Here is a 26,264-nt window from a genome sequence, read left to right on the forward strand (position 1 = left end):
AAATTCTTACTTTGGCAAGTTGCCAAGGAACTCAATTTATTAATCAGTGATTTCATAGTGAATACGTCAAACCAAAGAAGTATTGGGTTCCAAAAAATTGAATTGTGCCCGTTTGATATTCCTGACCAAAGTAACTCTTGGTTGGCTCATCTGTAACGTTATTCACCTGGAACAATAAACCCAGGTTTTCGTTCACGTTATAGGAAGCTTGGAAATCAACGACGACTTCAGAATCAAAATTAACGGTTTGTTGGTTAATGGCGATTTGTTGTGAGGCGAAGGCATCACGGTATCTGACGCTTACACGTGTTTCGAAATCTTCGTACTCATAAAACAGCGTCGCATTCGCTACATTTTCAGAAAGACCAGGAAGGTCAGTCGAAAACACGCCATTATCAGGGTCCAATGTTCGCTGAATTTCACTTTCAGTGAATGAATAACTTGCACTCATACCCAGGCCATCAAAGGGTGCCGGTAAGAAGCTATACACTTGTGTGTATGACAACTCTATTCCTCTAATATAACCACCTTCGGCGTTATTAATTGCTTGCGTATAGGCACCGTTTTCCGTTGGTACTTCAACTGTCAAAGGTCCGCCATCCTGGAAGATTGGCTCGCCTTCAGAGTCTGTCACGATGACAGTTACTGAATCAGGCACTTCAAATCCATTTCCAGCAAAATCAAATGGGTCGATCGTTGCCTCTTCAATAAAAGATTTAATATCTTTGTAAAAAACAGCCGCCACAAAAGCACCTTCAGTTTCTTCGAAGTAATACTCGTATGACAGATCATATTGATTTGCGTAAAACGGTCTTAAGAAAGGACTATTGGTATTGGTCCCTGATATTTTTGCTGTAGGCGCTGATAAAACAATTTCACCCGTATCTTCGTCTAATTCTGCTGTCACCACATCAACAGTGTTTCTGGCATTTGAAAACAGACGATTAATAGGTGCTCGCCCCATCACTTTGGCTGCAGCAAAACGCAATTGTGAATTATCTGTCATTTTAAAGTTTAAGTTTAATGAAGGCAGATAATCTGTGTATTTGTCAGTTAACAACGTATTTCGATAGAAGTTATTGACTAAGCCAGCGTCATCCGTGATGTTTTGCGCGCCAAGCTCAGGTGCTGAAACTTCCACAGTTTGGAAATCACCGTTTTCATCTTCGACTTCAATACTTTTTGTTGTTCGTTCCACTACAGTAGAACTTTGTTCAGACTCAACACGTCGTACACCAATATTACCGGTAACCGCTAAACCGCCTATTTCAGTATCGATGTTTGCCATGATGTAGGCAGAAAGAACATCTTCAAAGACTTTGCCACTTTCGCGTACCGACCAGGACGTGTCTGGACGCGGGAACGCATCTTCAGGTGCATTGAGTACGCCTGGAGCGCCAACACCCCAAGTTTTAACCGGTTGAGGTCTGCCTTCTGGGAACCATGCATCCAAGGCTTTATCCAAATCTATCGACAAGTACGCTGGGAAATTACCGAAGTCACCGCCCCACTCTACGACTTGCGCAATATCGCTGGTCAAACGCAGCGGTGGCTCTGCTGCTGAAAACGTTGAATCGCTGCCATATTCAAACACTGAGCGGTCATTGGTGTATTCGCGATCTGAGTAGCGCACACCTACTTCGATAGAGGATATAAAGTCATTATCTAATTCATAGGTCAGATCAAAACGATAGGCTTGCACCTCGTCTTCATTTTGAAACGGATAAATACCGTATTTGGTAACCATTACACGATCTAAATCACTAAATGCGTCCGCTTGATTAAATCCTACATCAGGTAAATCCAAGCCATTTAACTGATATGAAATTTGAATATTGGTGTCAAATTCCGGGTCAGCGATAGTGGCATCTTCACCGACTAAGGCCCACAACAATCCATTTCTGAAATTACTTTCTGCAGTGGAGAGAGACACGTCAAATGACATTGTCAGATTTTCAGTCGCCTCCCATTCGGCATTAATGCCATAACTTGCAACTTCATCGAAGTCTTGGTTGTCATCATTAACCAGTTCAACTCGGGTAAAACTACCTTCAGTGCGACCAAAGGTACCACCGATTATGCTGTCTCCCACGATAACAGGATTGGTGACATTAGCACTGGCTCCGCCAAGCTTAATACGCATACCGCGCGCAAACTCCTCGGAATCGAATTTGGATAAAAACGCATCCGCTTTCAATTTGAAATTATCAACAGGTGCCCATTCAATAACCGCCATGTAACCGTCGCGGGTTTCTTCACCACCCTGATGCTGTAATTCAAACCCTTCACTCATTCGAAAGGTCTGGCCATCAATTTCCTTGTCAGCATTATTAGCAAAACCAACAAACTGAGTGGAAACACTGGGTTGGAACAATCGCGCATAACCAAGCGCTAAACCAAGAGTGTCATCTAAAAATTTAGTTTGATAAGAAAAACTCAATCGATGTCCATACTCTTCTGCATCCGATACTTCATCTGCACGATCATTAAACATGCCACGCAAATTCATGCTGAATTTATAATCTTCATCAATTTCTAAAGGACTGGCTGTTTGTAATTCAACCGAACCCGCGACCCCCCCTTCAATCAAAGATGCTTTTGGTGACTTGTAAACCGCGGCTGAACTGATTAGTTCTGAAGGGTACTGATCAAACTCAATTGAACGAGAACCACTTGTAGAAACCTGCTCCCGACCGTTCAAAGTAGAGAAGACAAAGTCGCCTGATAGACCGCGAATGTTAATTTCAGCGGCTTGTCCACCAGTACGAACAGCTGATATACCCGGTAATCGTGTTAAGGCATCTGCCATCGATACGTCAGGTAATCCGCCTAAATCATCCGCAGAAAGTTGTTCTGAGACTGTATCACTGAAGCGTTTTTGATTGAGCGACTTAATAAGACTGGTTCTGAAACCTTTGACCTCAATGGTTTCAATTTGATCATCGGCTGTATCAGGCTGCTCTACGGCAGTTTCCTGAGCATAGGAATTAGCTCCTACCATTGCCATACCACTTGCCAAAAAGGCTGCAGTGATCAAACTGGGTCTGAATTTTTTCATGTGTGTTTCCCGTTCCCAATTGTTGGTTTAATTAAACACCTAGAGATTATTCTTTCCGTAGAACGCAAAAATAGATGAATATTACGATCACATTATGTTACATCTGTGTTAACAGGTTGCTCAATGCTGTGCATACGTATTCAATGCATAAAAATGCATCAAATTGTCCGCTCATTTGTAAATTAATTGTTAATTAATGTATTTGGGAAGGTGAAGCTAGTTTATTCTTAGCTTAGCTATATCATTGATTTTGATATTAATAATCAGGTTTCTCGTAGATCCATCGTAGATGTAAGCGCTTTCCGGCAAATTTACTTCTCGATTACTTTTTGCAGGTGATGATTGGGAATTGACGAGGGTCAATTTGTGAATAGACTGTGACCAATTATGCAATTTTAAGGTTATTTCACGTTGTTCAGGTGCACCTTTAAACTGCCCGATGACTTCAAACGTAAATAAGTGGGAGTCGTCATCTGACTGAGCATATTGCATGATCACTTGTTGATAAGCATTATTTGAAAGTGACTGGGGGTCTTCTCCGTTATCATCGAAGAGTACATAACGATTTGCACCGATCGAGTCATCAAAATAGAAGTCTACATTGAGTTTTTGTGTCGAATACTGCTCTGTTGTTTGTATGGCTTCTACTGAGGGAATAAAGGAGCCTGCTCTGACAAACACCGGCAGATGTTGAATATCAGTATTGACTGAGATCTGTTGATTTCCTGTATAGCGATTATCATCCCAGTAATCAAACCAAACGCCGTCAGGAAGTGTTACATTTACTCGCTTTGCGCCAGGATCAGTTACAGGTTTGATTAAAAATGCATGGCCCCATAAATATTGGTCTGCCATATCAAAAAATTCTGGCTTATTTTCATTCTCAAATGCCATGGGTCGCATTAGCGGCATACCGGTCAGACTGTTTTCAAAGGCGAGGCTATAATTATAAGGTAATAATGCATAACGAAGTTTAATGTATCGTCTGACGATGTCCTTTGTTTGAGTATCATGAAACACTGGCTCTGGCGCAATATCCTCCTGAGCATGAGGACGATAAACCGGCTGAAACACACCGTATTGCATCCATCGAATGTACATTTCTTTGTCGAAGGAGTCGCCCCCTGCGAAGCCGCCGAGATCTGAATGGGTGTAAGCTAAACCAAATATGCTCATTTGTAATGACAATTCTACTTGAGGTTTTAAGCCTCCCCAAGAACGACTCACATCCCCAGTCCAAGGGATCATGCCAAATCGTTGAGAGCCCATAAAACCTGAACGCATCAAAATCATGGGGCGACGCTCGGGCGCAAAAGCCTGCTGTTGTTCATAGACCAATTTAGCCCATTGATGCCCATACACGTTGTGTAATTCGTCCGCACTAAAAAGTGAGTCGTTATAGCGGTGCATCAGATCATAAGGGTGGACTTCTGGCTCGCCAAGATCCCCCCACCAACCGGCGACCCCTTGTTGACTTAATTCATCATAGATATCAGAAAACCAATGTTTACCGTGATCACTAAACACATCGATTAACCCGGTATTGCCAAAATAGAATTCAAATTGTCTCGGCCTATTGGCCGGTGTTGTTGCTAACGCTTTTTTGTCTACCGCATCTTGCCAACGACTAGATGTAGACAAAACAAAAGGTTCAGTAATCAAAACCGTTTTAACGCCTTTATCGGAGAAGTCAGTGATCATTTTTTGCGGATTTGGAAACGCTGTTCTGTCCCAGCGAAGATTCCCCATGTGCCCTTTAATATCAGGACCAAACCAATACAAGTCTAAAACCACTGCATCAAGCGGAAAATCGTTTTCGATAAAAGCCTCAACCGTCTTTCTTGTTTCTGCTTCAGTTCGATAACCAAATCGCGACGCAAAATTGCCTAGCGCCCATCTTGGAGGTAGTGGCTGACGTCCCGTCACTTCAGTCAAATTGGCAATTAGTTGTGGGTAAGATTTTCCTGCAACTACCACATAGGCCGCCCGCCCAGCTACCGCATCAAATTGCATGATATCGGCTTCATCATGCCCAATATCCATGTTTCCTTTTGCAGTGTTGTCAAAATATAAGGCGTAGTGACGATTAGACATTACCGCAGGTAGCCCATAATACATTTGACTCGACTCTGTGGTGTATCCGTAGTGCGCACGATTATAAAGCGGGAATTGGTGACCTCGTCTGTCCATTCCTAACACTCGTTGCCCTCCGCCCATCAGTTTTTCATTCTGCTGCAATCGAAAGCGAAATCCATGAATGGCTTTGGTTTTGAAATAACCGATTTCCTCTTCAATCAACAATTCATCTTGTTGGTAAAAGCTCAACCTAAACGGCGACTTGTGGATTTTGACGTTCAATCCAGGCAACACGAACTGCAGCTGTTTTTCGTTTTCAACAACTTCCGTTTTTATGGCATTTTTAGCGTCAACTAATGAAAAAGACGGTAGCTGGGTTCCGGAAGATGTGTCATAAAGCACTTCTATTGCGTGGTCAGAAATGGGTCGAAGAGTGATCTTTTCATTATCAGTCTGAATTGATAATTGGGTCTCACTTATCTGATGCGACAGATAGGTTTTAGCGTGCGCTGATTGGCATAAACACCATCCAATACAGAAGATCCAGGCAAAAAGCCCTAAAGCCGAATGCTTAAACTGAACAGTAACCTTGTCTGTAGAGTTAATCATTCTGAAAACAGCCACAACACGGTTTGTTCAAATTCACTTGCCCAAAAACCTTCATTGTGTTTTGCGCCTTGTACAATTTTACTTCGCAGTTTTGTGCTGGGGTGCCCTTGAGACTCGATTAATGACACCATTTTTTCCATTCCACTGACCATATCTCCTCCCTCTTCGGTGCCAACTAAAAAGTCTAATTTGGCGGATTTAGGTAACGGATTGTCTTGGGTAAATGTAAAGACATCTTGTGAGTACCAATAAGAAGGCGAATATATCCCAGCTTTACTAAATACATCAGGTCGGGCATAGATACCGTAATGAGAAATGAGTCCGCCCATTGAACTGCCCATAATGCCGGTATTTTTAATATCAGCTTTAGTGCGATAATGAGTATCGACGTAAGGTTTAACGACATCAACGATAAAGCTGAGGTATTGTTGTCCTTCGCCCTTACCAAAATCATCATTGTCCCACGCACTCAATTCCGTCATGCGCTTGTCTTCGCCGTTGTCTATTCCTATCACGATAAGTTTTAAACCATTGGTTTCAGACAACTTATTCAATGTTTCATCCACACGCCATTCGCCCGCATATGAGGTCGCGTCATCAAACAGGTTCTGCGCGTCGTGCATATAAAGCACTGGATAATAATCAGTTTCAGAATCGTAATTTGGCGGAAGGTATATTCGAACCTTACGTTTTCGATCCAAGCCTGGCATATCGAAAACACTGTCTAGCACAATAACATTCGGCGCGGCACTAGGTGACCTTTGCTCTGCGATGTTAGCCTGTTGGCTTTTCTCACAAGCCGATAACAACAAAACAATGGCAGTGTAAATAGCAAATCGATTCAAACGGTTAATCATCATGGTGCACCTCTAACACGAGTGAGCCTTTTGCTTGTATCGTCAAATTAACCAAACCTGTTCCTTGCGCAATCTGTAAAATGAAAGATTCATCGTTAAGTAAGTTATGCAATGAGTAATCGCCATCTTCTAAACCCATCTTTTTAATTAAGTCAGGTGGAACATGTAATGTAAACTGTTTGTTTTTCTCAGGCTCAAAGCTGGTTATTACAAAAAGTTGATGATTATCAGTCCAGCGCGCAAACGCAAACTCTTTGGTGCCGTAATCACTGTCTTTCCATCGATTGTATGAATGTAAACTTTGGTAACTGCCGGTCATGGTTGGGTGAAAAGCGCTAATATTCATTACTCTTTCATAAAACTGTCCCAGCGCGAGTTCCTGCTGACTAGATTGACCACCATCAAATTTACCCTTGTTCATCCATCTTTGATGGGCGGGAACGCCAATATAATCAAAAATAGACGTTCGCGAAGGGCGGCCAAATCCGGCATTTTGTTCACCTTTTTCGCCCACATCTTGCCCGAAATACAACATAGTCGGAGAACGGCTAATTAACGCTGATACGACCAATGCAGGCTTACCCCAACTTGCATCACCAGCAAACTCTGGGCTGGCAATACGCTGCTCATCGTGATTTTCTAAAAAGTGCAACATGTGTTGTTCAATATCAAACAGATTAGATTGAATTAACTCCAAAGCATCTGTGGGCTGTTTTTGCTGCATCGCCCATTTTAAGTTGTCGTAAAACTCCACCTTGTCATAAAGATAATCCATCTTACCAAGTTGAATATAATCTCGATACAAGGCCGGGTTGTATACTTCAGCCAAAATAAACGCTTCGGGATTTCGTACTTTGATTGATGAGTTAAGGTAACTCCAAAACTCTACTGGCACCATCTCTGCCATATCGTAACGAAATCCGTCGACGCCTTTATCCAACCAATAATGCACTATATGTTCAAATTTCAGCCATGAATCTGGAATGGTTTTATCTGCCCAAAATTCTGCATGTTGTGCATGGTCTTTAAAGCGATATGCTTCAGATAATTCGGCGAAATCGTAACTTCCATCTGGTCGCACCCCATAATTCACTTTGACTGTTTCGTACCAATCGTCGGCATTAGGTTTGGCTAATCGCGATCCATTGCCTGTCCACTTTGCCGGACTTTCGAAAAATTGACCGTCCGCTAGAGGATGAGGTTCCCCCCCCAAAGGTTTGATGTCATTAGCCAAGTCTGGAACCTGAAAATCTTCACCAGGAATATAATAAAAGTTATTGTTGGGTGCATAGTCGACCGAAGTATTGTCGTCTTCTCCAAAGTCTTTTATTCCCTCGGGTTTGGCTAAGGATTGGTAATCGCGAGCCACATGATTAGGCACGATATCAATGATCACTTTCATACCCTGATCATGGGTGCGCTGAATTAAGGCTTCGAATTCCTCTAATCGTTTTGCCGGATCATCGGCTAAATCCGGATTAACCGAATAATAATCTTTGACTGCATAAGGTGAGCCAGCCCTGCCCTTAACCACATCGGGATCATCATTACTGATCCCATATTCGCTGTAGTCATTAATGACGGCGTGATGCGGTACGCCCGTGTACCAAACATGGCTGACACCTAATGCCTTGATACTTTGCAGGGCTTGTGGCGTAAAATCGCTAAACTTTCCCACCCCATTTTGTTCAATAGTGCCCCAAGGAATATTGTTGTTTTGGGTATTGCCAAACAATCGCGTAAAAACCTGATAAACGACAGGTTTAACCTGAGTAGAATTGCTTTGCATAGGCTGAGTCTTGGTCGCTGATTGACACCCTATTATTGTAAGGGTAGTAACAAAGGCTAAGGTTAGTGCTCTTATCATGCCGAATAAACTCAAACTTGAAAACGAATTGTTAACAAAGTTTAACGTTATTGGTTAACTGGCACACCCTATGTGCATACGTATTCAGCGCATTGATTGCGCCAAAATAGAGACGAATTACCTTTATAGCACTGATTAACAAGCCTTATTTCAAGCTATCCAGATTATGTTGATGACTGGAAAAGTTCAGTGAACAACGACGATTAAACTCTTCAATACCATTTTCTATGAAGTGATCACCGGTTCCTGGCTGGTTGTTGGCGATAGGCGGAAATGCGCCATAACCTGCCAATAGGCAATGCCAAGATATGGTGTCAAAGTGCGTATTCAGCTTTTGTCGATCAATTTCTGCACCCAAGTCTTCGCGTTTGTACCAGACATTAAGTATTTGAATTAAAGATTCTGATAAATGTGTATTATCTCGATTTGCCCGCCAATAATCGCTGTCATCGCGTGTATTCACTTTGTAGTGAGCCACAATATAGTCTCGTACTCGTTCGAAACGTTCTGCAATTTTCTGGTTGAACTCAGCTTGATGTCGATGACTAAATTGGCCTTTTTCAAAATCACCCATAAACATTTCGATGCAGACCTGGACCAAATGCAAGGCCGTGGCTTCCAATGGCTCAATAAACCCTTGTGATAATCCTAAGCCCAAACAGTTGTTGGCCCAGTGCTTTTCAAGCTGACCAACGCGCATTTTTAAATGGCGACAAGATTCTGGGTCGTTTTCAGTACCAATATGCCTGCGTAGTTCCGTCTCAGCTTGGTCTTGATTGATAAAATCAGAGCTGTACACATAACCATTGCCAAACCGATTGGTTAACGGGATCTTCCATGCCCAACCGTTTGATAATGCAGTGGCGCGTGTTTCAACTGGAATAACGTCTTGCATGGGTGTGGGCATCACCACCGCAGAATCATTGAACAAATTCTGTTTGAAACTATTAAATTTTACGTTGAGCGTTTTTTGCATTAACACCGAGGCAAAACCACTGCAATCGACAAAAAAGTCCGCGTCAATCTCGTCACCATTTTCAGTGATCAGCGCTGCGATATCGCCGTTTGCATGCTGTTTTACTGATGACACTTTCGCTTGAATATGCTCAACATCTAGAGTCTCGGCGTGTTGAGCTAAAAATTGTCCCAGCAAGTATGAGTCAAAATGGTATCCATACTCCATAATCATCGGAAAATGTTCTGGCGCAAGGGGACCTTTTACCTGTTTCGCCAACACACCGTTAAGCAGAAATTCTTCAGGGTTGACGTTAGTATCAAGCCCCAATCGTCGAGTTCTACAATTTACGAAAAAAGACTTCTGAGTGAAGGTGTCGGTTTGACAGATGAACGGATGGCTATAATCCTCTATTCCAGATTTTGGACTCCAACCAGCAAACCTAATGTTGACTTTGTAAGTTGCATTACACTGCGGCATCCATTGAGATTCTGAAATATTTAACATTTCGAAAAAACGCTTTAGCGTTGGAGTGGATCCTTCCCCTACCCCCACAATACCGATTTCAGGGGATTCAACCAAGGTGACATGAACGTTTTTATCGGCCCATTTATTAGCGAATAAATTTGCGGCCATCCAACCTGCGGTGCCACCACCCAAAATTACTATCCGTTTAAACTGCTTCAAACTACACCTTACAATAATGCTTTAGAAACTCATCATGAGTAGGCAACTGAGGAATCGGTTGTTGCTTAACATTTTTAACCGTATTTAGCATACTAAACAGACGCTCTTTGTCCAGATTGTTTGCAATAGGATGGTAATCCTTCGGCTCAATACCCTGCCCCAACATCACTTGTAACCAAGAACTCTCCAAAAACAGATCGTTCTGCTCTCTGAATAGCTTCCCTGTTTCGCGGAACAATTCGATTTTGTGCGTCAGACTATCTGGGATTTGCATGTCGCGCATATTACGCCAAAACTGACTGTCATCTCGTTCGTTGACGTGGTAATGCAAAATCAGAAAATCTCTGATTTGTTCATATTCCAATTCAGATTGCTGGTTGTATTCGTTAACGTTAACTGGGTCGATGCCATTGTGTGGGAACAAGTGGATTAATCGCACTATCCCAGATTGAATAAGATGAATACTAGTTGACTCTAAAGGCTCCAAGAATCCACTAGACAATCCCACCGAGACCACATTTTTATTCCATTGTTTGCGGCGCCTACCGGTTTTAAAGTGAATCACTCTAGGTTCATCAAGGGCTTGTGTATCAAGGTTTCCCATCAATGTGCTGGCAGCTTCATCATCCGAACAGTGATCACTACAATATACCAATCCATTGCCATTTCGGTGCTGCAAAGGTATACGCCATTGCCAACCGGCTTTGTGAGCAATGGAACGGGTGTAAGGTAAGGTCTTTTCTAGTCGCTCAGATGGCACTGCAACGGCTCGGTCACAGGGCAACCAATGACTCCAATCTTCATACCCAGTGCCCAAGGTTTTCTGGATGAGCAGACCACGAAAACCTGAGCAATCAATAAACAAGTCACCAGAAATGATTTTGCCGTCATTTAATTGTAATTGTGTCACAAATCCTGTTTGCGGATCTTGTTTTACATGTTCTACCAGGCCTTCCGTGCGGACCACTCCCATTTTCTCACTGAACGTGCGTAGAAATTTAGCATATAAAGACGCGTCAAAATGATAGGCATAAGGCAATTCTAAAATGGGATCTTTACTGTTGATATGCGCAAATTTACCTTCTAAACAGCATAAATAATTTAAATCGTAATCCCACAGGTTAGAATCAAAACCCAGTGTTTTGGCTCTTTTCCAGAAGTGATGAAATTGACAAAACGCCATGCTTTTGCCTGGCGCACCGAAGGTATGAAAATAGCCCTCTCCCTGCACTCGCCAGTTTTCAAATTTAATGGCCAATTTAAGGGTAGCGTTTGTTTCTCGTAGAAACTCTGCTTCGTTAATCCCCAAGACATTGTTGACCAGGCGAATTGGAGGAATGGTGGCTTCCCCAACGCCAACAGTGCCAATACTTTCAGACTCGACCAGCTCGATTTCAACGGGGCCACCGACAACTTTTTTAAGCAATGCAGCAGACAACCATCCGGCCGTTCCGCCACCAACCACTACAACTTTTTTAATGGCTTTGTTCATTTTTTACCATATTGAAAAACAAAAACCCCATCAGTATAAACGGACGGGGTTTTGATTAATATTAAACTTCAATGTTATTGGAGATTAGAACTTATAGTTCAAGCCCAATAAGAAGTTACGACCATAAGTTTGGTACTGCGTGATTTGACGAGGATCATTACCATTTGATTGGATAGTCGCTTCGTCAGTCAAGTTTTGACCTTGAAGTGTCACACGCAATCCGTCAAGTGCATCGATACCTGACTCAGAGAAATCATAACCAATCTGAGCATCCCACTGTTCGCCACCTTGGTCAGTCGCATTAACAAGTGATAGACTTAAACCACGTGTTTCAGATAGGAACTGGTCGCGCTTTGTGCCAGAAATACGGATTTCAAAGCCACTGTTTTCGTAGTATGCCGTGAAGCTGTATGCTTCTTCAGACAAACCAGGAATACGCGAACCGTCATCAAAATCACCGTCCAGGAAGGTTGCACTAGCGACAACACCAAAACCGTCAAGTACATCTACAACGTTGCCCAAAGGCAGGTTACCTTGTAATTCCCAACCTTTAACAGATCCTTCTAAGCCATCTTGACGAGAGCTATTGAATCCTTGGAAGGTTGCAGGCGCCTGGAACGGAGGATCCGTTTGGTCAGAAGACTGATGGAATCCCGGAATATAGAATTCAGTGAAGTCAATCTGAACATTCGACGACTCGTGCCAGTTTTTAATGTCTTTGTAGAAGTAACTGATTGCAAAGAAACCATCATCCGAGAAATAGTTCTCATAAGCGAGGTCAATCTGGTTTGCTTCAATCGGCTTCAGGAATGGGTTACCTGAAGAAGATGACCAGGGTCCTTGACGGGGATCAGCGTTAAGAATTTGGTTGTCATTGAATGCAAAGCTAACTCGATTATTAGGTCGCATGTCATCCATACGTGGACGAGTTAATACTTTAGCAAAAGCTGTTCTGATGAACTGATTTTCCGCGACTTCTAACGTTAAGTTTAAGCTTGGAAGTACATCTGTATACGAATCGCCTGCACTTACTTCCGTTGCATTAACAAAGCCTTCTGCGTTATTAACAGAGTCGAAACCACTTGAGCTCTGATCCGCATCAACGATTTGAACGCCAATGTTACCGCGTAGGAACATATCACCCACTTCAGTATCGATGGTCAATTTAGAGTATATAGTGGTTAGCTCCTCTTCAACTTTGTAGGTATCACCTAAACGGTTAGTATCTAACAATTGAGCGTCTGTTGAGGTGTAAAAACCACTATTAAACAGCGACAAACTGTCGTAGGCCAAAACGCCGTTGATGCCAATAAAACTCAGATCAGCAACACCCAATACTTCCGGAATAGGACCATCATCAGGCCATGTTGGCGCAGTTAAGAAGAAACCATTGTTGATTTTGGTTTTAGAGCGATCTGAATAAACAATACCTGCTTCAAATTCTGTGAAGATACTGAATTCAACCGCACCTTGTACTTGCAAACGGATGCTATCCAAACTTTCATCAAACACAGATTGGTTAACAAAACCGTCTTGCGCGGTTGCTGGACCAAAATCGTCATTTCCTTGGAATTGTTGAATCGGCGCTAACGCACCACCCCAAGCTTGAGGACCCGCCAAACGAATAAGTGAAGGATCAGTCAAATCAACAGGTGCTATAGTAGGGTGATCTGAATACATCACTCCCGTCGAAGTCATTTCCCATGAACGTGCAGTTTGAGGACGGTCAGCGATGCCGGCACGACCTACACCTGAGTAACTCTCGATATCTGTGATGTCTTTATCCACTTCACCTGTAGACAAATCAAACTCTAGCGTCCAATCATCATTTAATTGATATTCAACATTCAAACCGAACGTGGTTAGTTCAGACGTCTGGCTACGTGCATCGTTACGCACTACTGAGAAGAAACCATCGTAATAACCTGAAGTTACCAAGCCATTTTCAACACCAGTTATGTTGTATGCGCTAGTTCCCCACTCGGCGCCACCCTCTTCCAGGCCACGGCGAACATCGTTTTCTTCGAAGTCGATATATAGAGCATCTAACTGAACTTTAAGATTGTCTGAAGGTGCCCACTCGATAACGGCAGCTACAGAAGTACGCTCTAGCAACGCTGATCGAGTGAAGGAATCGTGACCACCTAGAACCACAGAACCATCAGGAACAGCTACCGTGTCATTTCCATCAAAGCGACGAGGGTTCCACTGAGGGTTACCATTTTCATCAAAGGTATTTTCAGGTGTTGTATTGACCCCTGCATAACCCCAACCACGGAATTGATTTTCCTGACGAGGAGATTCTAACGATGCAACAACCAATGCCAAACCCAGTGTGTCGTCTGCAAATGAATCTACGTAGTTGAAAGATAAACGATGACCGTTGTTGTCAAAATCCGGGTTACCTGAATCTGTTTGGTTCTTTTCGTATGATCCGTTTAGCGTGATAGTTCTTTCTTCACCTAGCGGGCTTATAGTCTGCAAATCAACAGTACCACCGATACCTTGGGTGATCATGCCTGCTTCAGGTGTTTTATAGACTAAGATGTTAGACACTATCTCTGAAGGATATAAATCAAACTCAACTCCGCGGTTGTCACCCATACCGAGCAATTCACGACCGTTTAGTGATGTACCCACGTAGTTTTCATTAAAACCACGAACAGATAAACCGCTTGTACGACCGTTACGACGCTCACCGGCAAGGCCAGGTAGACGGGCTAGAGATTCTGCAACACTGGTATCTGGCAATTTACCTATGTCTTCTGCTGAAATCGCTTCAACGATAGACGTGTTGTCCATTTTGATAGCTTGCGCTCGCATTAGACTGCCGCGAATACCGGTAACTTGGATAACTTCGGTGTCATCGCCAGCCTGCGCCTCTTGCGCAAAAGCCATTGGTGAAGTGGCACCAAAAGCAAAACCACTAGTGATCAAGGCAGCCTTGATCAAGTTAGGCTTGAAATTTTTCATGTATGTGTCCCGTGTGTTGTTGAATAAGTGTTAAATACGTTTGTTAGTTTTTTGAAACATGAATTAACACTAATTTAAATTCATGGCGATATTACCGCCATCACTGGCTTTGGCTCAATCTTATGCATACGTATTCAAAAATATGCAAAACATTTTTTTTACATAAAGTATATAAAAGCTTCGTCACTAAAAATCATTATGTCTTTGTTTATATTATCTTTTTATCTCTAAACCATGATATTCGACGAAACAAAAAAATTGTGTAATTTGATTACATATATCAAATGTTAATAATGCGTGAACCAAATTAAAGGTAATATATTTACTCCAACATTGTTATTTTAAGATACTTTTTAAAATATTGAGACGTTTTTGACGCAAAGATAAATGTTATTTAATTACACTTTGTTAACGAATTAGAATTCTTGGGGTTAATCTGGGTTAAACATTGTGTGTCTGTCACACTCTTTTTGAGAAGGTCATGTCATGCTACTCTTCTTAATCGTTACATATAAAAGTTAGGGATTGAACGTTTTGAACAAGCCTTTTGATTTACGAACCAGACCGGCACCAGAAACGATTGATTCAATCGACTCGGGTAAACTGCTTCAACGAGTATCAGAAAATAGACAACCGCTAGTGATTAAAAACTTTGCGTCACATTGGCCAATGGTGAAACAAGCGCAGGAGTCGACAAAAGACGTAGCAAAACATTTAAGCACTTTTCAAACTGGCAAAAACCTAAAGCTCGTTCGCTTGCCTAGTGAAACATCTGGCAGAATGTTTTATAGGGACGATCTTCGCGGCATGAATTTCGACGTGTCTGCACAACCAATTCAGCAATGCATAGACAAAATGCTTGATGAGCAAGATACCGCTCGCTACTGCGTTCAATGCGTTGACGTGAAAACCGCCTTCCCGACTCTTGAGAAATATTTTGATAATCCTCTTTTACCTAATATTTCGCCGTTTATTTGGATTGGTAATGGGATTAGAGTTGCAGCACATTTTGATGAAGCCGACAACATTGCAGTCGTTGCAGCAGGAAACCGACGCTTTACTTTATTCCCTCCAGAGCAGATCCATAACCTTTATATAGGGCCATTAGATTACACCCCGGCAGGTCAGGCGATCAGCCTGGTAGACATGCACCAACCAGATTTGGTGAAGCATCCAAAATATGAAGAGGCTTTTAACCACGCACTATCTGTCGAGCTTGAACCTGGCGATGCCATCTTTATTCCTACTCCATGGTGGCATCATGTTGAGTCGCTTTCTACATTTAATGTGTTAGTAAATTACTGGTGGAGCAATAATCAAACAACCAGCCAATTGCCGTTTCCGATGTTAATGCATGGCCTTCAAGCATTAAAGAACATGCACCCACAGGAAAAGCACGCATGGCAGCATATGATCAAACATTATTTGCTTGAAGAGTTTGGCGACCCTGCCGAGCACATTCCTGAGCAGGCAAAAGGCATTATGGGGCAACCCAATGCTAAAATCTCTCAGATGATACATCAGTGGTTGGCGAGCCAGATTAAATAACCTCAACGCAAAATAAAGTCATTAAAAAACCGCCAATTAAGGCGGTTTTTAATGCTAATTTGTTGTTAAAGCGTTTTTGCGCTTACCAACCGGTAATTTCGCGTAAACCTTTACCAATTTCGGCCAACGAGCGAACAGTTTTTACACCCGCTGCTTCAAGTGCTTTAAATTTATCATCAGCAGTACCTTTACCACCTGCGATAATGGCACCGGCATGGCCCATGCGTTTACCTTCAGGAGCCGTAACACCTGCGATGTAGGAAACAACAGGTTTGGTGACATTGTCTTTGATAAATTCAGCGGCTTCTTCTTCAGCCGTACCACCGATTTCACCGATCATTACAATGGCTTCTGTCGCTGGATCATCTTGGAACAATTTTAAGATGTCGATGAAGTTAGAACCTGGAATCGGATCACCACCGATACCTACACAGGTTGATTGGCCAAAACCTTCGTCAGTCGTTTGTTTAACCGCTTCATACGTCAAAGTACCAGAGCGAGAAACAATACCCACTTTACCTGCTTTGTGAATGTGACCAGGCATAATACCAATCTTACATTCGTCTGGTGTGATAACACCTGGGCAGTTAGGACCAATCATACGCACGCCTTTTTGCGTGATGTATTCTTTCACGTAAAGCATATCGATAGTTGGAATGCCTTCAGTGATACATACGATCAGTTCGATCCCTGCGTCAGCGGCTTCAACAATTGAGTCTTTGCAAAATGGTGCTGGTACGTAAATTACAGATGCCGTTGCGCCGGTGGCTTCAACGGCTTCACGCACTGTATTAAATACTGGAAGACCTAAGTGCTCAGAGCCACCTTTACCCGGTGTAACACCACCGACCATTTGCGTGCCATAAGCGATTGCTTGTTCTGAGTGGAAGGTACCTTGACCACCAGTGAAACCCTGACAAATGACTTTCGTGTTTTTGTCGATTAGTACACTCATGCTGCACCTCCAGCTGCTGCAACAACTTTCTGAGCACCGTCAGTTAAGCTCGTTGCTGCAATAATATTTAAATCACACTCTTGCAATGTTTTCACACCTAGCTCAGCGTTGTTACCTTCAAGGCGAACAACGACAGGAACGTTAACACCAACCTCTTCAACAGCACCAATGATGCCTTCAGCGATCATGTCACAACGAACAATTCCACCAAAAATGTTAACAAACACAGCTTGAACATTTGAATCAGACAGGATGATTTTGAATGCTTCAGTAACGCGTTCTTTAGTCGCGCCGCCACCAACATCAAGGAAGTTAGCCGGGTTTCCGCCGTGAAGTTTAACGATGTCCATCGTGCCCATCGCCAAGCCTGCACCGTTAACCATACAACCAATGTTTCCATCAAGTGCTACATAGTTAAGTTCCCACTTAGCCGCCTGTGCTTCACGGGCATCTTCTTGAGATGGATCGTGCATATCTTGTAATTTAGGTTGGCGATACATGGCATTGCTGTCGATAGCCACTTTTGCATCTAGGCAATGCAAATTACCGTCATCTTTGATCACTAGAGGATTGATTTCGATAAGTGCCACATCTAGTTCTTCAAACATTTTCGCTAAACCCATGAAGATTTTAGTGAATTGTCTGATTTGTACGCCTTCAAGACCTAATTTGAATGCAATTTCACGGGCCTGATAAGGTTGAGCGCCAACAAGTGGATCCACTTCGGCTTTCAAGATTTTTTCAGGAGTTTCTTCTGCTACTTTCTCGATTTCAACACCGCCTTCAGTTGAGGCCATGAATACGATACGACGCGAAGCACGATCAACAACAGCACCAAGATAAAGCTCTTGGTCGATGTCTGTACAAGATTCGACAAGAATACGGCTAACGGGTTGGCCGTTTTCATCTGTCTGATAGGTCACCAAATTTTTGCCTAACCAATTTTGGGCGAATTGTTTGATTTCATCTTTTGTTTTAACCAGCTTAACGCCGCCAGCTTTACCACGTCCACCTGCGTGAACCTGACATTTAACAACCCACTCGCTACCACCAATACGGTCAGCAGCTTCGACTGCTGCGTGAGGAGTATCCGCAGCAAAACCCTCAGAAACAGGTAAACCGTATTCTTTGAATAACTGTTTACCCTGATATTCATGCAAATTCATGGTGTTTCTATCCGTTTTATTTAAGACAAAAGCCGCGTGAAAACGCAGCTTGATTTAAGGTGCACGTATTATAGGCTAAATACATGCAATCGGATAGATGATAACGCAGTTATCATCTATCTTTTTCGTTGCAGACCAAAGTCTTACACATCCAACAATAGACGTGTTGGATCTTCGAGCATTTCTTTGACCGTTACCAGGAAGCCAACAGACTCCTTGCCATCGATAATACGGTGGTCATAAGACAAAGCTAGATACATCATAGGTAAAATTTCTACTTTGCCATTCACCGCCATAGGGCGATCTTGAATTTTATGCATGCCCAGAATCGCACTTTGCGGTGGATTTATAATAGGTGTCGACATCAATGAACCAAATACGCCGCCATTGGTAATGGTGAAGTTACCGCCTTGCAGTTCGTCCATTGAGAGCTTACCGTCACGACCTTTAATGGCGAGTGATTTAATACCGGCCTCAACACCTGCCATGCCTAACGAATCTGTATCACGAAGCACAGGTGTTACCAATCCGCGTGGTGTGGATACCGCAATCGAGATATCGAAGTAGTTATGATAAACAATATCATCACCGTCAATAGAAGCGTTTACTTCAGGGAAGCGTTTTAGTGCTTCGGTTACCGCTTTTACATAAAAAGACATGAAACCTAAACGAATACCATGACGCTTTTCAAAACTTTCTTGGTATTGCTTACGCAAATCCATGATGGGCTTCATGTTAATTTCATTAAATGTTGTCAACATGGCCGTAGAGTTTTTCGCTTCAAGTAAACGGTTAGCAATGGTTTTACGCAGACGTGTCATAGGTACACGTTTTTCAGTGCGCTCACCCGCAGGCACAACAGGCGCAGCTGCTGCAGGAGCTGCCGCGGCAGGTTGTGAACCGCCTTTAAGATGTTTTTCAACATCTTCTTTAGTGATACGACCGCCCTTACCGGTTCCTTTAATGTTTGATGCGTCGACACCCTTTTCTGCAAGCAAACGTCTTACGGAAGGGCTTAATGCATCGTTATCTTCTGCACTTTCTTCTGCATCAGTTGCTGTAGCGGCAGGCGCTGCGCCTGCACCTTCAACAAAGTTTGCAATGGCTTGCTCTGCGGTAACAGTGTCACCTTCTTGTGCAAGGATTTCACTTAATGAGCCGTCTGCTGGTGCAACAACTTCTAAAACCACTTTATCGGTTTCGATATCAACCAAATTTTGGTCGCGAGAAACAGCCTCTCCAGGCTTAACATGCCATGTTGCGATTGTTGCGTCTGCTACCGACTCCGGCAGCACAGGAACTTTTATTTCCACTGATTTACCCTTTGAACTTGAAGTAGTAGGTTGGCTAGCAGCAGGAGCAGGTTTTCCTGTTCCACCGGTAGAACCATTACCTTTTTCTAATTTTGCTATGATCTGCTCGCCGAGTACGGTATCGCCCTCAGCATCTAGAATTTCCGTTATCACGCCTTCTTCTGGAGAAACCACTTCCAACACCACTTTATCGGTTTCGATATCGACCAGGTTTTGATCTCGGCTGACTTTATCACCGACTTTGACGTGCCATGAAGCAATCGAAGCATCTGCAACAGATTCAGGCAACACCGGTACTTTTATTTCTATTGTCATACAGGTTCCTAATTATAAAGTAAGTGCATCGTCAACCAATGCTTTTTGTTGTTGGTTATGGACTGCGGTGTAACCCACGGCAGGTGAAGCTGCAGCAGTTCTGCCAGCATAAGTCAATGTGGCACTTTTGGGAATTGAAGTCCAAAAGTGATGCTGGCTGCAATACCATGCACCTTGGTTTTGTGGTTCTTCTTGACACCAAACCCAGTCTTTAACGTTCTTGTACTTGGTCGCCACTAACTCGTCTAACTCTTTATGAGGGAACGGATACAATTGTTCAATACGAACAATGGCGACATCGTTTTGTTCGTTCTTACGACGTTGCTCTAACAAATCATAATAAACTTTGCCTGAACACATCACTACACGTTTAACATCCGATGCTTTAATGTCGTCTATCTCGTCAATCACATTATGAAAGACACCATCAGTTAGCTCTTCTAAGCTCGATACCGCTAACGGATGACGTAACAACGACTTAGGTGACATGACAATCAACGGGCGACGCATCGGACGGATGGCCTGACGTCTGATCATATTGTAAACCTGCGCCGGTGTAGAAGGTACGCAAACCTGCCAATTATGATCTGCACATAACTGCAAGAATCGCTCAAGTCTGGCTGAACTATGCTCTGGGCCTTGGCCTTCGTATCCGTGAGGGAGCAACAATGTTAGGCCACAAAGCCTACCCCATTTTGCTTCCCCTGAACTTAAAAACTGATCGATAACCACTTGGGCACCGTTGGCAAAGTCACCGAATTGCGCTTCCCAAATGGTTAACGTCCCAGGTTCTGCGGTTGCATAGCCAAATTCAAACGCCATGACTGCTGCTTCAGACAACACTGAATCGTATATTTCCATACGACCTTGTTTGTCATGGATATGCTGCAACGGCATATAATCACTGCCATCAGCTTGATTGTGAAGCACAGCATGCCTGTGGAAAAACGTACCACGACCAGAATCTTGACCGGTCATACGGATCCCTGTACCAATATCAACGATGCTTGCATAGGCCAGGTTTTCAGCCATTCCCCAATCTAGCAGCTTGTCGCCGTTAATCATGGCTTCACGATCACCATAAAGCTTTTTAACGCGAGATTGAAGTTTGTGATCTTCTGGGTAAGTTAAAATACTTTTACCTAGTTCAACGAGTTTGTCTTTGGTTATCGACGCATCATATTCCACATCCCAGTCGTGACCTAAGTAAGGTGTCCAGTCAACCGAATGTTCGGTCATCGGTCTCCATTCCTCTACTACGCACGCGCCGTGGTCCAGCGCTGCACGATACTCAGTAATCAACTTTTCAACTTCATGCTCGTCAATTGTCCCTTCAGAGGTTAATTGGTCTGCATAAATTTGACGTGGCACGGAGTGCTTTTTGATTTTTTGATACATCAAGGGCTGAGTTGCATTTGGCTCATCCGCTTCGTTATGGCCATGGCGACGATAACAAACCAAGTCAATGACCACATCTCGCTTAAATGTATTGCGATAATCCAACGCTAATTTTGTCACAAACATCACCGCTTCAGGATCATCTGAGTTGACGTGGAATATAGGCGCCTGAACCATCTTGGCAATATCAGTACAATATTGTGTCGAGCGTGTATCTTCGGTCTTAGACGTAGTGAAACCAACTTGGTTGTTGATAACGATACGAACGGTCCCTCCCACTTTAAAACCACGGGTTTGAGACATGTTAAATGTTTCTTGCACAACACCCTGACCAGCAATCGCTGAGTCACCATGAATGGTAATAGGCAATACTGCAGAGCCATCTTCACAATCACGTCGGTCCAGACGTGCGCGCACCGACCCCATCACCACAGGGTTAACGATTTCAAGGTGAGAGGGGTTAAAAGCAAGTGCTAAGTGAACATTTCCACCCGGCGTAGCAAAATCAGAAGAGAAGCCCGCGTGATACTTAACATCACCTGCTCCAAGACTTTCGTCATGTTTACCCGAGAACTCATCAAAAAGCACAGAAGGGTTTTTGCCAAGAACATTCACTAAGACATTTAATCTGCCTCGGTGCGCCATACCAACAACGACTTCTTTGGTACCGTTTGCTCCGGCGTGACTGATTAATCCCTTTAACATCGGAACTAATGCATCACCACCTTCAAGGGAAAAACGCTTTGCTCCGGGGAATTTCGCACCTAGGTATTTTTCCATCCCGTCAGCGGCGATAAGCCCTTTTAAAATATTAACTTTTTCGTCACGACTAATTTCAGGTTTGGCTTGAACCGATTCAATACGCTGTTGTAACCAACGCTTTTGTTCCGTGTCGGTAATATGCATGTATTCTGCGCCAATAGAACCACAGTAGGTGCGGTTGAGTGACGCAAATAGCTCTTTAAGACTCATTGAGTCCTGACCAATTGCATAAGAGCCCACGTTATATCGCGTATCGAAGTCTTTTTCGCTGAGCGTATGATGTGACAACTCTAAATCGCGAACTCGTTCCTGTTTCCATAAACCAAGCGGATCTAAGTTGGCGTGTTGGTGCCCTCTGAATCGATAAGCATTGATCAATTGCAGCACTTTAACTTGTTTCTCGTCACCACCGGCTTGTGGTGCCGCAGTCGCTCCGGCTCGAGCAGCTGGGCCTAAAGCTGCCATAGCTCTAAATTGTTCTCGAATGACCGTATGGTTCGAATCGAGCTCAACTCCGTCTAATTTGGGCAGACTATCAAAGATGGTGCGCCACTGCGCTGAAACACTATTTGGATCATCCAAATACATTTCGTAGAGCTCTTCTACGTAAGCAGCGTTGCCGCCAGCCATGTGGGAAGAATCCCACCACGCTTTCATTACGCTTTGTTGCATTATTGTCCCTTGTTTAATTAAGGCTCATTTCCGGTATCTGCATTCGACAGAAAACCATTAGTTATTTTACTTTAACCTGTAAGGCTCGAATTTTTAAGCAAAAAAGCCATCCTGAAAAGGATGGCTATTTAGACTTGCAGTCTGTAAAAACATACGTTTTTATTCGACTAAACTAAACAGCCCGTTGCAAAAGCATAGACTTAATCTGACCAATTGCCTTGGTCGGATTCAATCCTTTGGGGCACACCTGAACACAATTCATGATCCCGTGACATCTGAACACGCTAAATGCATCGTCTAAGTCACTCAACCTTTCATCAGTCGCTGTGTCTCGGCTATCGATTAAAAAGCGGTAAGCATGAAGCAAACCCGCTGGACCGATAAATTTGTCTGGATTCCACCAAAATGATGGGCATGACGTTGAACAACATGCACAGAGTATACACTCATATAATCCGTCTAATTTTGCTCGCTCTTCAGGAGATTGCAAGTGCTCTCTTGCCGGTGGCTGCTTACCGTCGTTAATTAAAAACGGCTTTATTTTTTCATACTGGGTATAGAACTGTGTCATATCGACAACAAGGTCGCGAACTACTGGTAGCCCAGGTAATGGACGGACAACGATTTTGCCTTTTCCTAGTGCCGACAATGGTGTTATGCAGGCTAAACCGTTTTTGCCATTCATGTTGAGACCATCTGAGCCACACACACCCTCACGGCAGGAGCGACGGAAAGACAGTGTTGGATCTTGCTCTTTCAGGGCAATCAAGGCATCTAGCACCATCATGTCTTGCCCTTCTTCTACCTCTAAAGTGTAATCTTGCATGCGAGGTGCGTTATCAACATCCGGGTTGTAACGATATACTGATATATTGAGTTGCATCTTCGTTACTCCTCTTAATAAGTTCTTGCTTTAGGTGGAAACGCTTCACGCAGTTTTGGTGTCATATTGACATCACGACGCGCCATCGATTCTGACTCAGGCAAATACACTGAGTGGCACAACCAGTTTTCATCATCACGATCTGGGAAGTCAAATCGGCTGTGAGCACCACGGCTTTCCGTTCTGAAGTTCGCAGCAACTGCTGTACTGTATGCTGTTTCCATCAAATTATCTAATTCCAGACACTCGATTCGTTGCGTGTTGAAATCACTGCTCTTATCGTCCAAACGCGCATTTTGCAGTCGTTCACGAATTTCTTTCAATTCTGCCAAACCCTCTGCCATAGCTTCACCTTCTCTAAATACCGAGAAATTGAGCTGCATGCACTTCTGAAGATCTTTTTTGATCTGAACAGGATCTTCGCCTTTTCCGACTTCAGAGTTTTCCCAACGGTTGAAGCGCACAAGTGCTTCATCCACGTCGGTTTTGCTTGCATCACGTGCTTCAATCTTATCGATCGCTTTGCCAAGGTGCAGTCCGGTAGCTCGTCCAAACACAACCAAATCGAGTAGAGAGTTGCCACCCAGTCGATTAGCGCCGTGTACAGATACACAAGCTATCTCACCACAGGCAAACAAACCGCCGATTGGCTTCTCGTTGCCGTCTTGGTCAATACCAATCGCTTGACCATCTACATTAGTTGGGATCCCACCCATCATGTAGTGGCAGGTCGGAATAACAGGGATAGGTTCTTTGACCGGGTCAACGTGAGCAAATGTGCGTGATAGCTCCAGGATCCCAGGCAAACGAGACTCAAGAACTTCTTTACCTAAGTGATCTAATTTCAATTTGATATGCGTTCCCCACGGACCTTCACATCCGCGGCCTTCTCGAATTTCTGTCATCATTGAACGGGCAACAACGTCACGTCCGGCCAAGTCTTTGGCATTAGGCGCATAGCGCTCCATGAAACGTTCACCGTCTTTATTGAGTAGATAGCCACCTTCTCCGCGACAACCTTCTGTTACCAATGTTCCCGCACCGGCGATTCCGGTTGGGTGAAACTGCCACATTTCCATATCTTGCACCGGCACACCAGCGCGAAGTGCCATGCCAACACCGTCACCAGTATTGATATGTGCATTAGTCGTTGAGGCATAAATACGCCCTGCACCACCAGTCGCCAAAACAACAGCTTTAGATTTGAAATAAACCACTTCACCGGTTTCAATATCAATGGCAGTACAGCCGACCACATCGCCGTCTTGGTTTTTCACCAAATCCAACGCGTACCATTCGCTAAAGACTTTGGTTTTATTTTTTACATTTTGTTGGTAGAGCAAATGAAGCAAAGCGTGACCTGTTCGGTCGGCTGCGGCTGCAGTTCGAGCGCCCTGCTCTCCACCAAAGTTTTGTGATTGTCCACCGAAAGGACGTTGATAAATTTTACCGTTTTCGAAACGTGAGAAAGGAAGTCCCATATTCTCCATTTCGATAATGGCTTCAGGGCCTGTTTTACACATGTATTCGATCGCATCTTGGTCGCCAATGTAATCGGAGCCCTTGACCGTGTCGTACATGTGCCATTCCCAATTATCTTCATGGGCGTTACCTAAAGCGACCGTGATACCACCTTGGGCAGACACCGTGTGTGAACGGGTTGGAAATACCTTCGAAAGCAATGCGCAAGATCTACCTGACTGAGAAATTTGCAAAGCCGCACGCATTCCAGCGCCGCCTGCACCAACTACTACCGCATCGAACTCATGAACTGGAATCGTCACTTAAACACCCCACAAAACAAATAAACCAACTGCTACATATACGAACGCAATAATATTCAACACATACTGAATCGTTGCTCTTAATCCAGGAGCCTTCACATAATCTGTTAGCACCTGCCATAGCCCAATGCGGACATGAAACATGATTGCCACTAGCGTTGCTAAGGTAAACACCTTCATAAACATGCCGTCAAACAGTCCTTTCCATATTTCGAAAGTCACAACAGGTGTTGTGACAAAGAAGTAGGCCATGTACACAGTAAACAATGTGATGATCAGTGCTGTCGCTCTAAGCGTGACATAATCCTGAACGCCATCTCGTTTCAGGCTTGCTTGATTCGTTACCATAATACAACTCCTATCACGACCGTTAGAAGTATCCACAAGCCAATAGTTGCTTGGGCACTTACATTTCCTGATTTAATTTCTTCCCAGTGTCCCATGTCCATAATGACATGACGGATACCGCCCAAGATGTGGTACGTCAATGCTGACAAGGTGCCAATTGCAATGAATTTGCCAAGTGGGCCAGAAGAAACTTCTTTTACAGTGTTAAAGCCATCTAAAGATGATACTGACACTGCCCAGGCCCAGATCACAAAGATCAAAGCAAAAAACATGGCAACGCCGGTAACACGGTGTAGGATAGAAACGATAGCCGAAGGAGGGAAACTGATTGTATTCAGTTGTAGATTTACTGGTCTTTGTTTTTTCACGTTATATGCCTGTAATCATCGTAGGGATAATTCGCCTTATGTTGCAAGTAGTTCACTTTCAACGTGTTTAAATGGAATATTATCAATAAGCTGTGCAAATATTGTCAATTTGTGCAAATGTTGTTAATTTTTTTTTAAACCTTTAACAACTAAGCAATTTTTTTCCATTTAGTGCGTC

At 43.5% G+C, this 26,264-nt stretch carries 16 protein-coding genes; 1 reads left to right on the forward strand and 15 read right to left on the reverse strand.

All coding sequences use genetic code 11. The features are described from left to right. Positions 1-52: 52 nt before the first annotated feature. From FM019_RS06395 to FM019_RS06425, 7 genes are all read right to left on the reverse strand, one after another. Entirely contained in the window at positions 53-3,058 is a 3,006-nt protein-coding gene (locus FM019_RS06395; RefSeq protein WP_143835091.1) for a TonB-dependent receptor, read from the reverse strand. A 216-nt stretch (positions 3,059-3,274) separates the two neighbouring features. Further along, on the reverse strand, positions 3,275-5,743 hold the full coding sequence (locus FM019_RS06400; protein WP_143835092.1) for a TIM-barrel domain-containing protein: 2,469 nt from the start codon (positions 5,741-5,743) through the stop codon (positions 3,275-3,277). After that, positions 5,740-6,603, reverse strand: coding sequence for an alpha/beta hydrolase (locus FM019_RS06405; protein ID WP_260681553.1), 864 nt, complete (start codon positions 6,601-6,603; stop codon positions 5,740-5,742). Before FM019_RS06405 ends, FM019_RS06400 begins: the two co-directional genes overlap by 4 nt. Continuing rightward, positions 6,593-8,389: an alpha-amylase family protein gene (locus FM019_RS06410; RefSeq protein WP_260681554.1), complete on the reverse strand. Its 1,797-nt coding sequence runs from the start codon at positions 8,387-8,389 to the stop codon at positions 6,593-6,595. Before FM019_RS06410 ends, FM019_RS06405 begins: the two co-directional genes overlap by 11 nt. A gap of 223 nt (positions 8,390-8,612) precedes the next feature. Further along, entirely contained in the window at positions 8,613-10,109 is a 1,497-nt protein-coding gene (locus FM019_RS06415; RefSeq protein WP_143835094.1) for a tryptophan halogenase family protein, read from the reverse strand. A gap of 1 nt (position 10,110) precedes the next feature. Then, positions 10,111-11,601, reverse strand: coding sequence for a tryptophan halogenase family protein (locus FM019_RS06420; RefSeq protein ID WP_143835095.1), 1,491 nt, complete (start codon positions 11,599-11,601; stop codon positions 10,111-10,113). A gap of 84 nt (positions 11,602-11,685) precedes the next feature. Next, a complete protein-coding gene (locus tag FM019_RS06425) occupies positions 11,686-14,574 on the reverse strand; it encodes a TonB-dependent receptor (protein ID WP_143835096.1) in 2,889 nt (962 codons plus the stop codon). 534 nt (positions 14,575-15,108) lie between these two features. Between FM019_RS06425 and FM019_RS06430 the strand changes: the two genes are divergently transcribed. Next, entirely contained in the window at positions 15,109-16,122 is a 1,014-nt protein-coding gene (locus tag FM019_RS06430) for a cupin-like domain-containing protein (protein WP_185969211.1), read from the forward strand. Positions 16,123-16,204: 82 nt separating this feature from the next. Here FM019_RS06430 and sucD read toward each other — a convergent pair whose 3' ends face one another. The 8 genes from sucD to sdhC form a co-directional block, all read right to left on the reverse strand. After that, positions 16,205-17,077, reverse strand: a complete 873-nt coding sequence (sucD, locus tag FM019_RS06435) for a succinate--CoA ligase subunit alpha (protein ID WP_143835098.1) — start codon at positions 17,075-17,077, stop codon at positions 16,205-16,207. Continuing rightward, positions 17,074-18,243, reverse strand: coding sequence for an ADP-forming succinate--CoA ligase subunit beta (sucC, locus tag FM019_RS06440; protein WP_143835099.1), 1,170 nt, complete (start codon positions 18,241-18,243; stop codon positions 17,074-17,076). The genes sucD and sucC overlap by 4 nt, the downstream gene beginning before the upstream one ends. Positions 18,244-18,386: 143 nt before the next feature. Next, positions 18,387-19,871, reverse strand: a complete 1,485-nt coding sequence (gene odhB, locus FM019_RS06445; protein ID WP_143835100.1) for a 2-oxoglutarate dehydrogenase complex dihydrolipoyllysine-residue succinyltransferase — start codon at positions 19,869-19,871, stop codon at positions 18,387-18,389. 12 nt (positions 19,872-19,883) lie between these two features. After that, on the reverse strand, positions 19,884-22,703 hold the full coding sequence (gene sucA, locus FM019_RS06450) for a 2-oxoglutarate dehydrogenase E1 component (protein WP_143835101.1): 2,820 nt from the start codon (positions 22,701-22,703) through the stop codon (positions 19,884-19,886). A 172-nt stretch (positions 22,704-22,875) separates the two neighbouring features. After that, a complete protein-coding gene (locus FM019_RS06455) occupies positions 22,876-23,586 on the reverse strand; it encodes a succinate dehydrogenase iron-sulfur subunit (RefSeq protein ID WP_143835102.1) in 711 nt (236 codons plus the stop codon). A 14-nt stretch (positions 23,587-23,600) separates the two neighbouring features. Continuing rightward, a complete protein-coding gene (sdhA, locus tag FM019_RS06460; protein ID WP_143835103.1) occupies positions 23,601-25,370 on the reverse strand; it encodes a succinate dehydrogenase flavoprotein subunit in 1,770 nt (589 codons plus the stop codon). Next, a complete protein-coding gene (gene sdhD, locus FM019_RS06465) occupies positions 25,371-25,718 on the reverse strand; it encodes a succinate dehydrogenase, hydrophobic membrane anchor protein (protein WP_143835104.1) in 348 nt (115 codons plus the stop codon). After that, positions 25,712-26,086: a succinate dehydrogenase, cytochrome b556 subunit gene (sdhC, locus tag FM019_RS06470; protein WP_143835105.1), complete on the reverse strand. Its 375-nt coding sequence runs from the start codon at positions 26,084-26,086 to the stop codon at positions 25,712-25,714. Before sdhC ends, sdhD begins: the two co-directional genes overlap by 7 nt. Positions 26,087-26,264: the final 178 nt, after the last annotated feature.

Origin of the sequence: Aliiglaciecola sp. M165 (genome assembly GCF_007197995.1) — a bacterium.
GTDB lineage: Bacteria > Pseudomonadota > Gammaproteobacteria > Enterobacterales > Alteromonadaceae > Aliiglaciecola.

Coding starts and splice junctions, on each gene's coding strand:
- odhB (WP_143835100.1), bottom strand. CDS start 19,871: ATGACAATAGAAATAAAAGTACCGGTGTTGCCTGAATCTGTTGCAGAT.
- FM019_RS06405 (WP_260681553.1), bottom strand. CDS start 6,603: ATGATGATTAACCGTTTGAATCGATTTGCTATTTACACTGCCATTGTT.
- FM019_RS06455 (WP_143835102.1), bottom strand. CDS start 23,586: ATGCAACTCAATATATCAGTATATCGTTACAACCCGGATGTTGATAAC.
- sucA (WP_143835101.1), bottom strand. CDS start 22,703: ATGCAACAAAGCGTAATGAAAGCGTGGTGGGATTCTTCCCACATGGCT.
- sucC (WP_143835099.1), bottom strand. CDS start 18,243: ATGAATTTGCATGAATATCAGGGTAAACAGTTATTCAAAGAATACGGT.
- sucD (WP_143835098.1), bottom strand. CDS start 17,077: ATGAGTGTACTAATCGACAAAAACACGAAAGTCATTTGTCAGGGTTTC.
- FM019_RS06410 (WP_260681554.1), bottom strand. CDS start 8,389: ATGCAAAGCAATTCTACTCAGGTTAAACCTGTCGTTTATCAGGTTTTT.
- sdhD (WP_143835104.1), bottom strand. CDS start 25,718: ATGGTAACGAATCAAGCAAGCCTGAAACGAGATGGCGTTCAGGATTAT.
- FM019_RS06400 (WP_143835092.1), bottom strand. CDS start 5,743: ATGATTAACTCTACAGACAAGGTTACTGTTCAGTTTAAGCATTCGGCT.
- FM019_RS06395 (WP_143835091.1), bottom strand. CDS start 3,058: ATGAAAAAATTCAGACCCAGTTTGATCACTGCAGCCTTTTTGGCAAGT.
- FM019_RS06420 (WP_143835095.1), bottom strand. CDS start 11,601: ATGAACAAAGCCATTAAAAAAGTTGTAGTGGTTGGTGGCGGAACGGCC.
- FM019_RS06425 (WP_143835096.1), bottom strand. CDS start 14,574: ATGAAAAATTTCAAGCCTAACTTGATCAAGGCTGCCTTGATCACTAGT.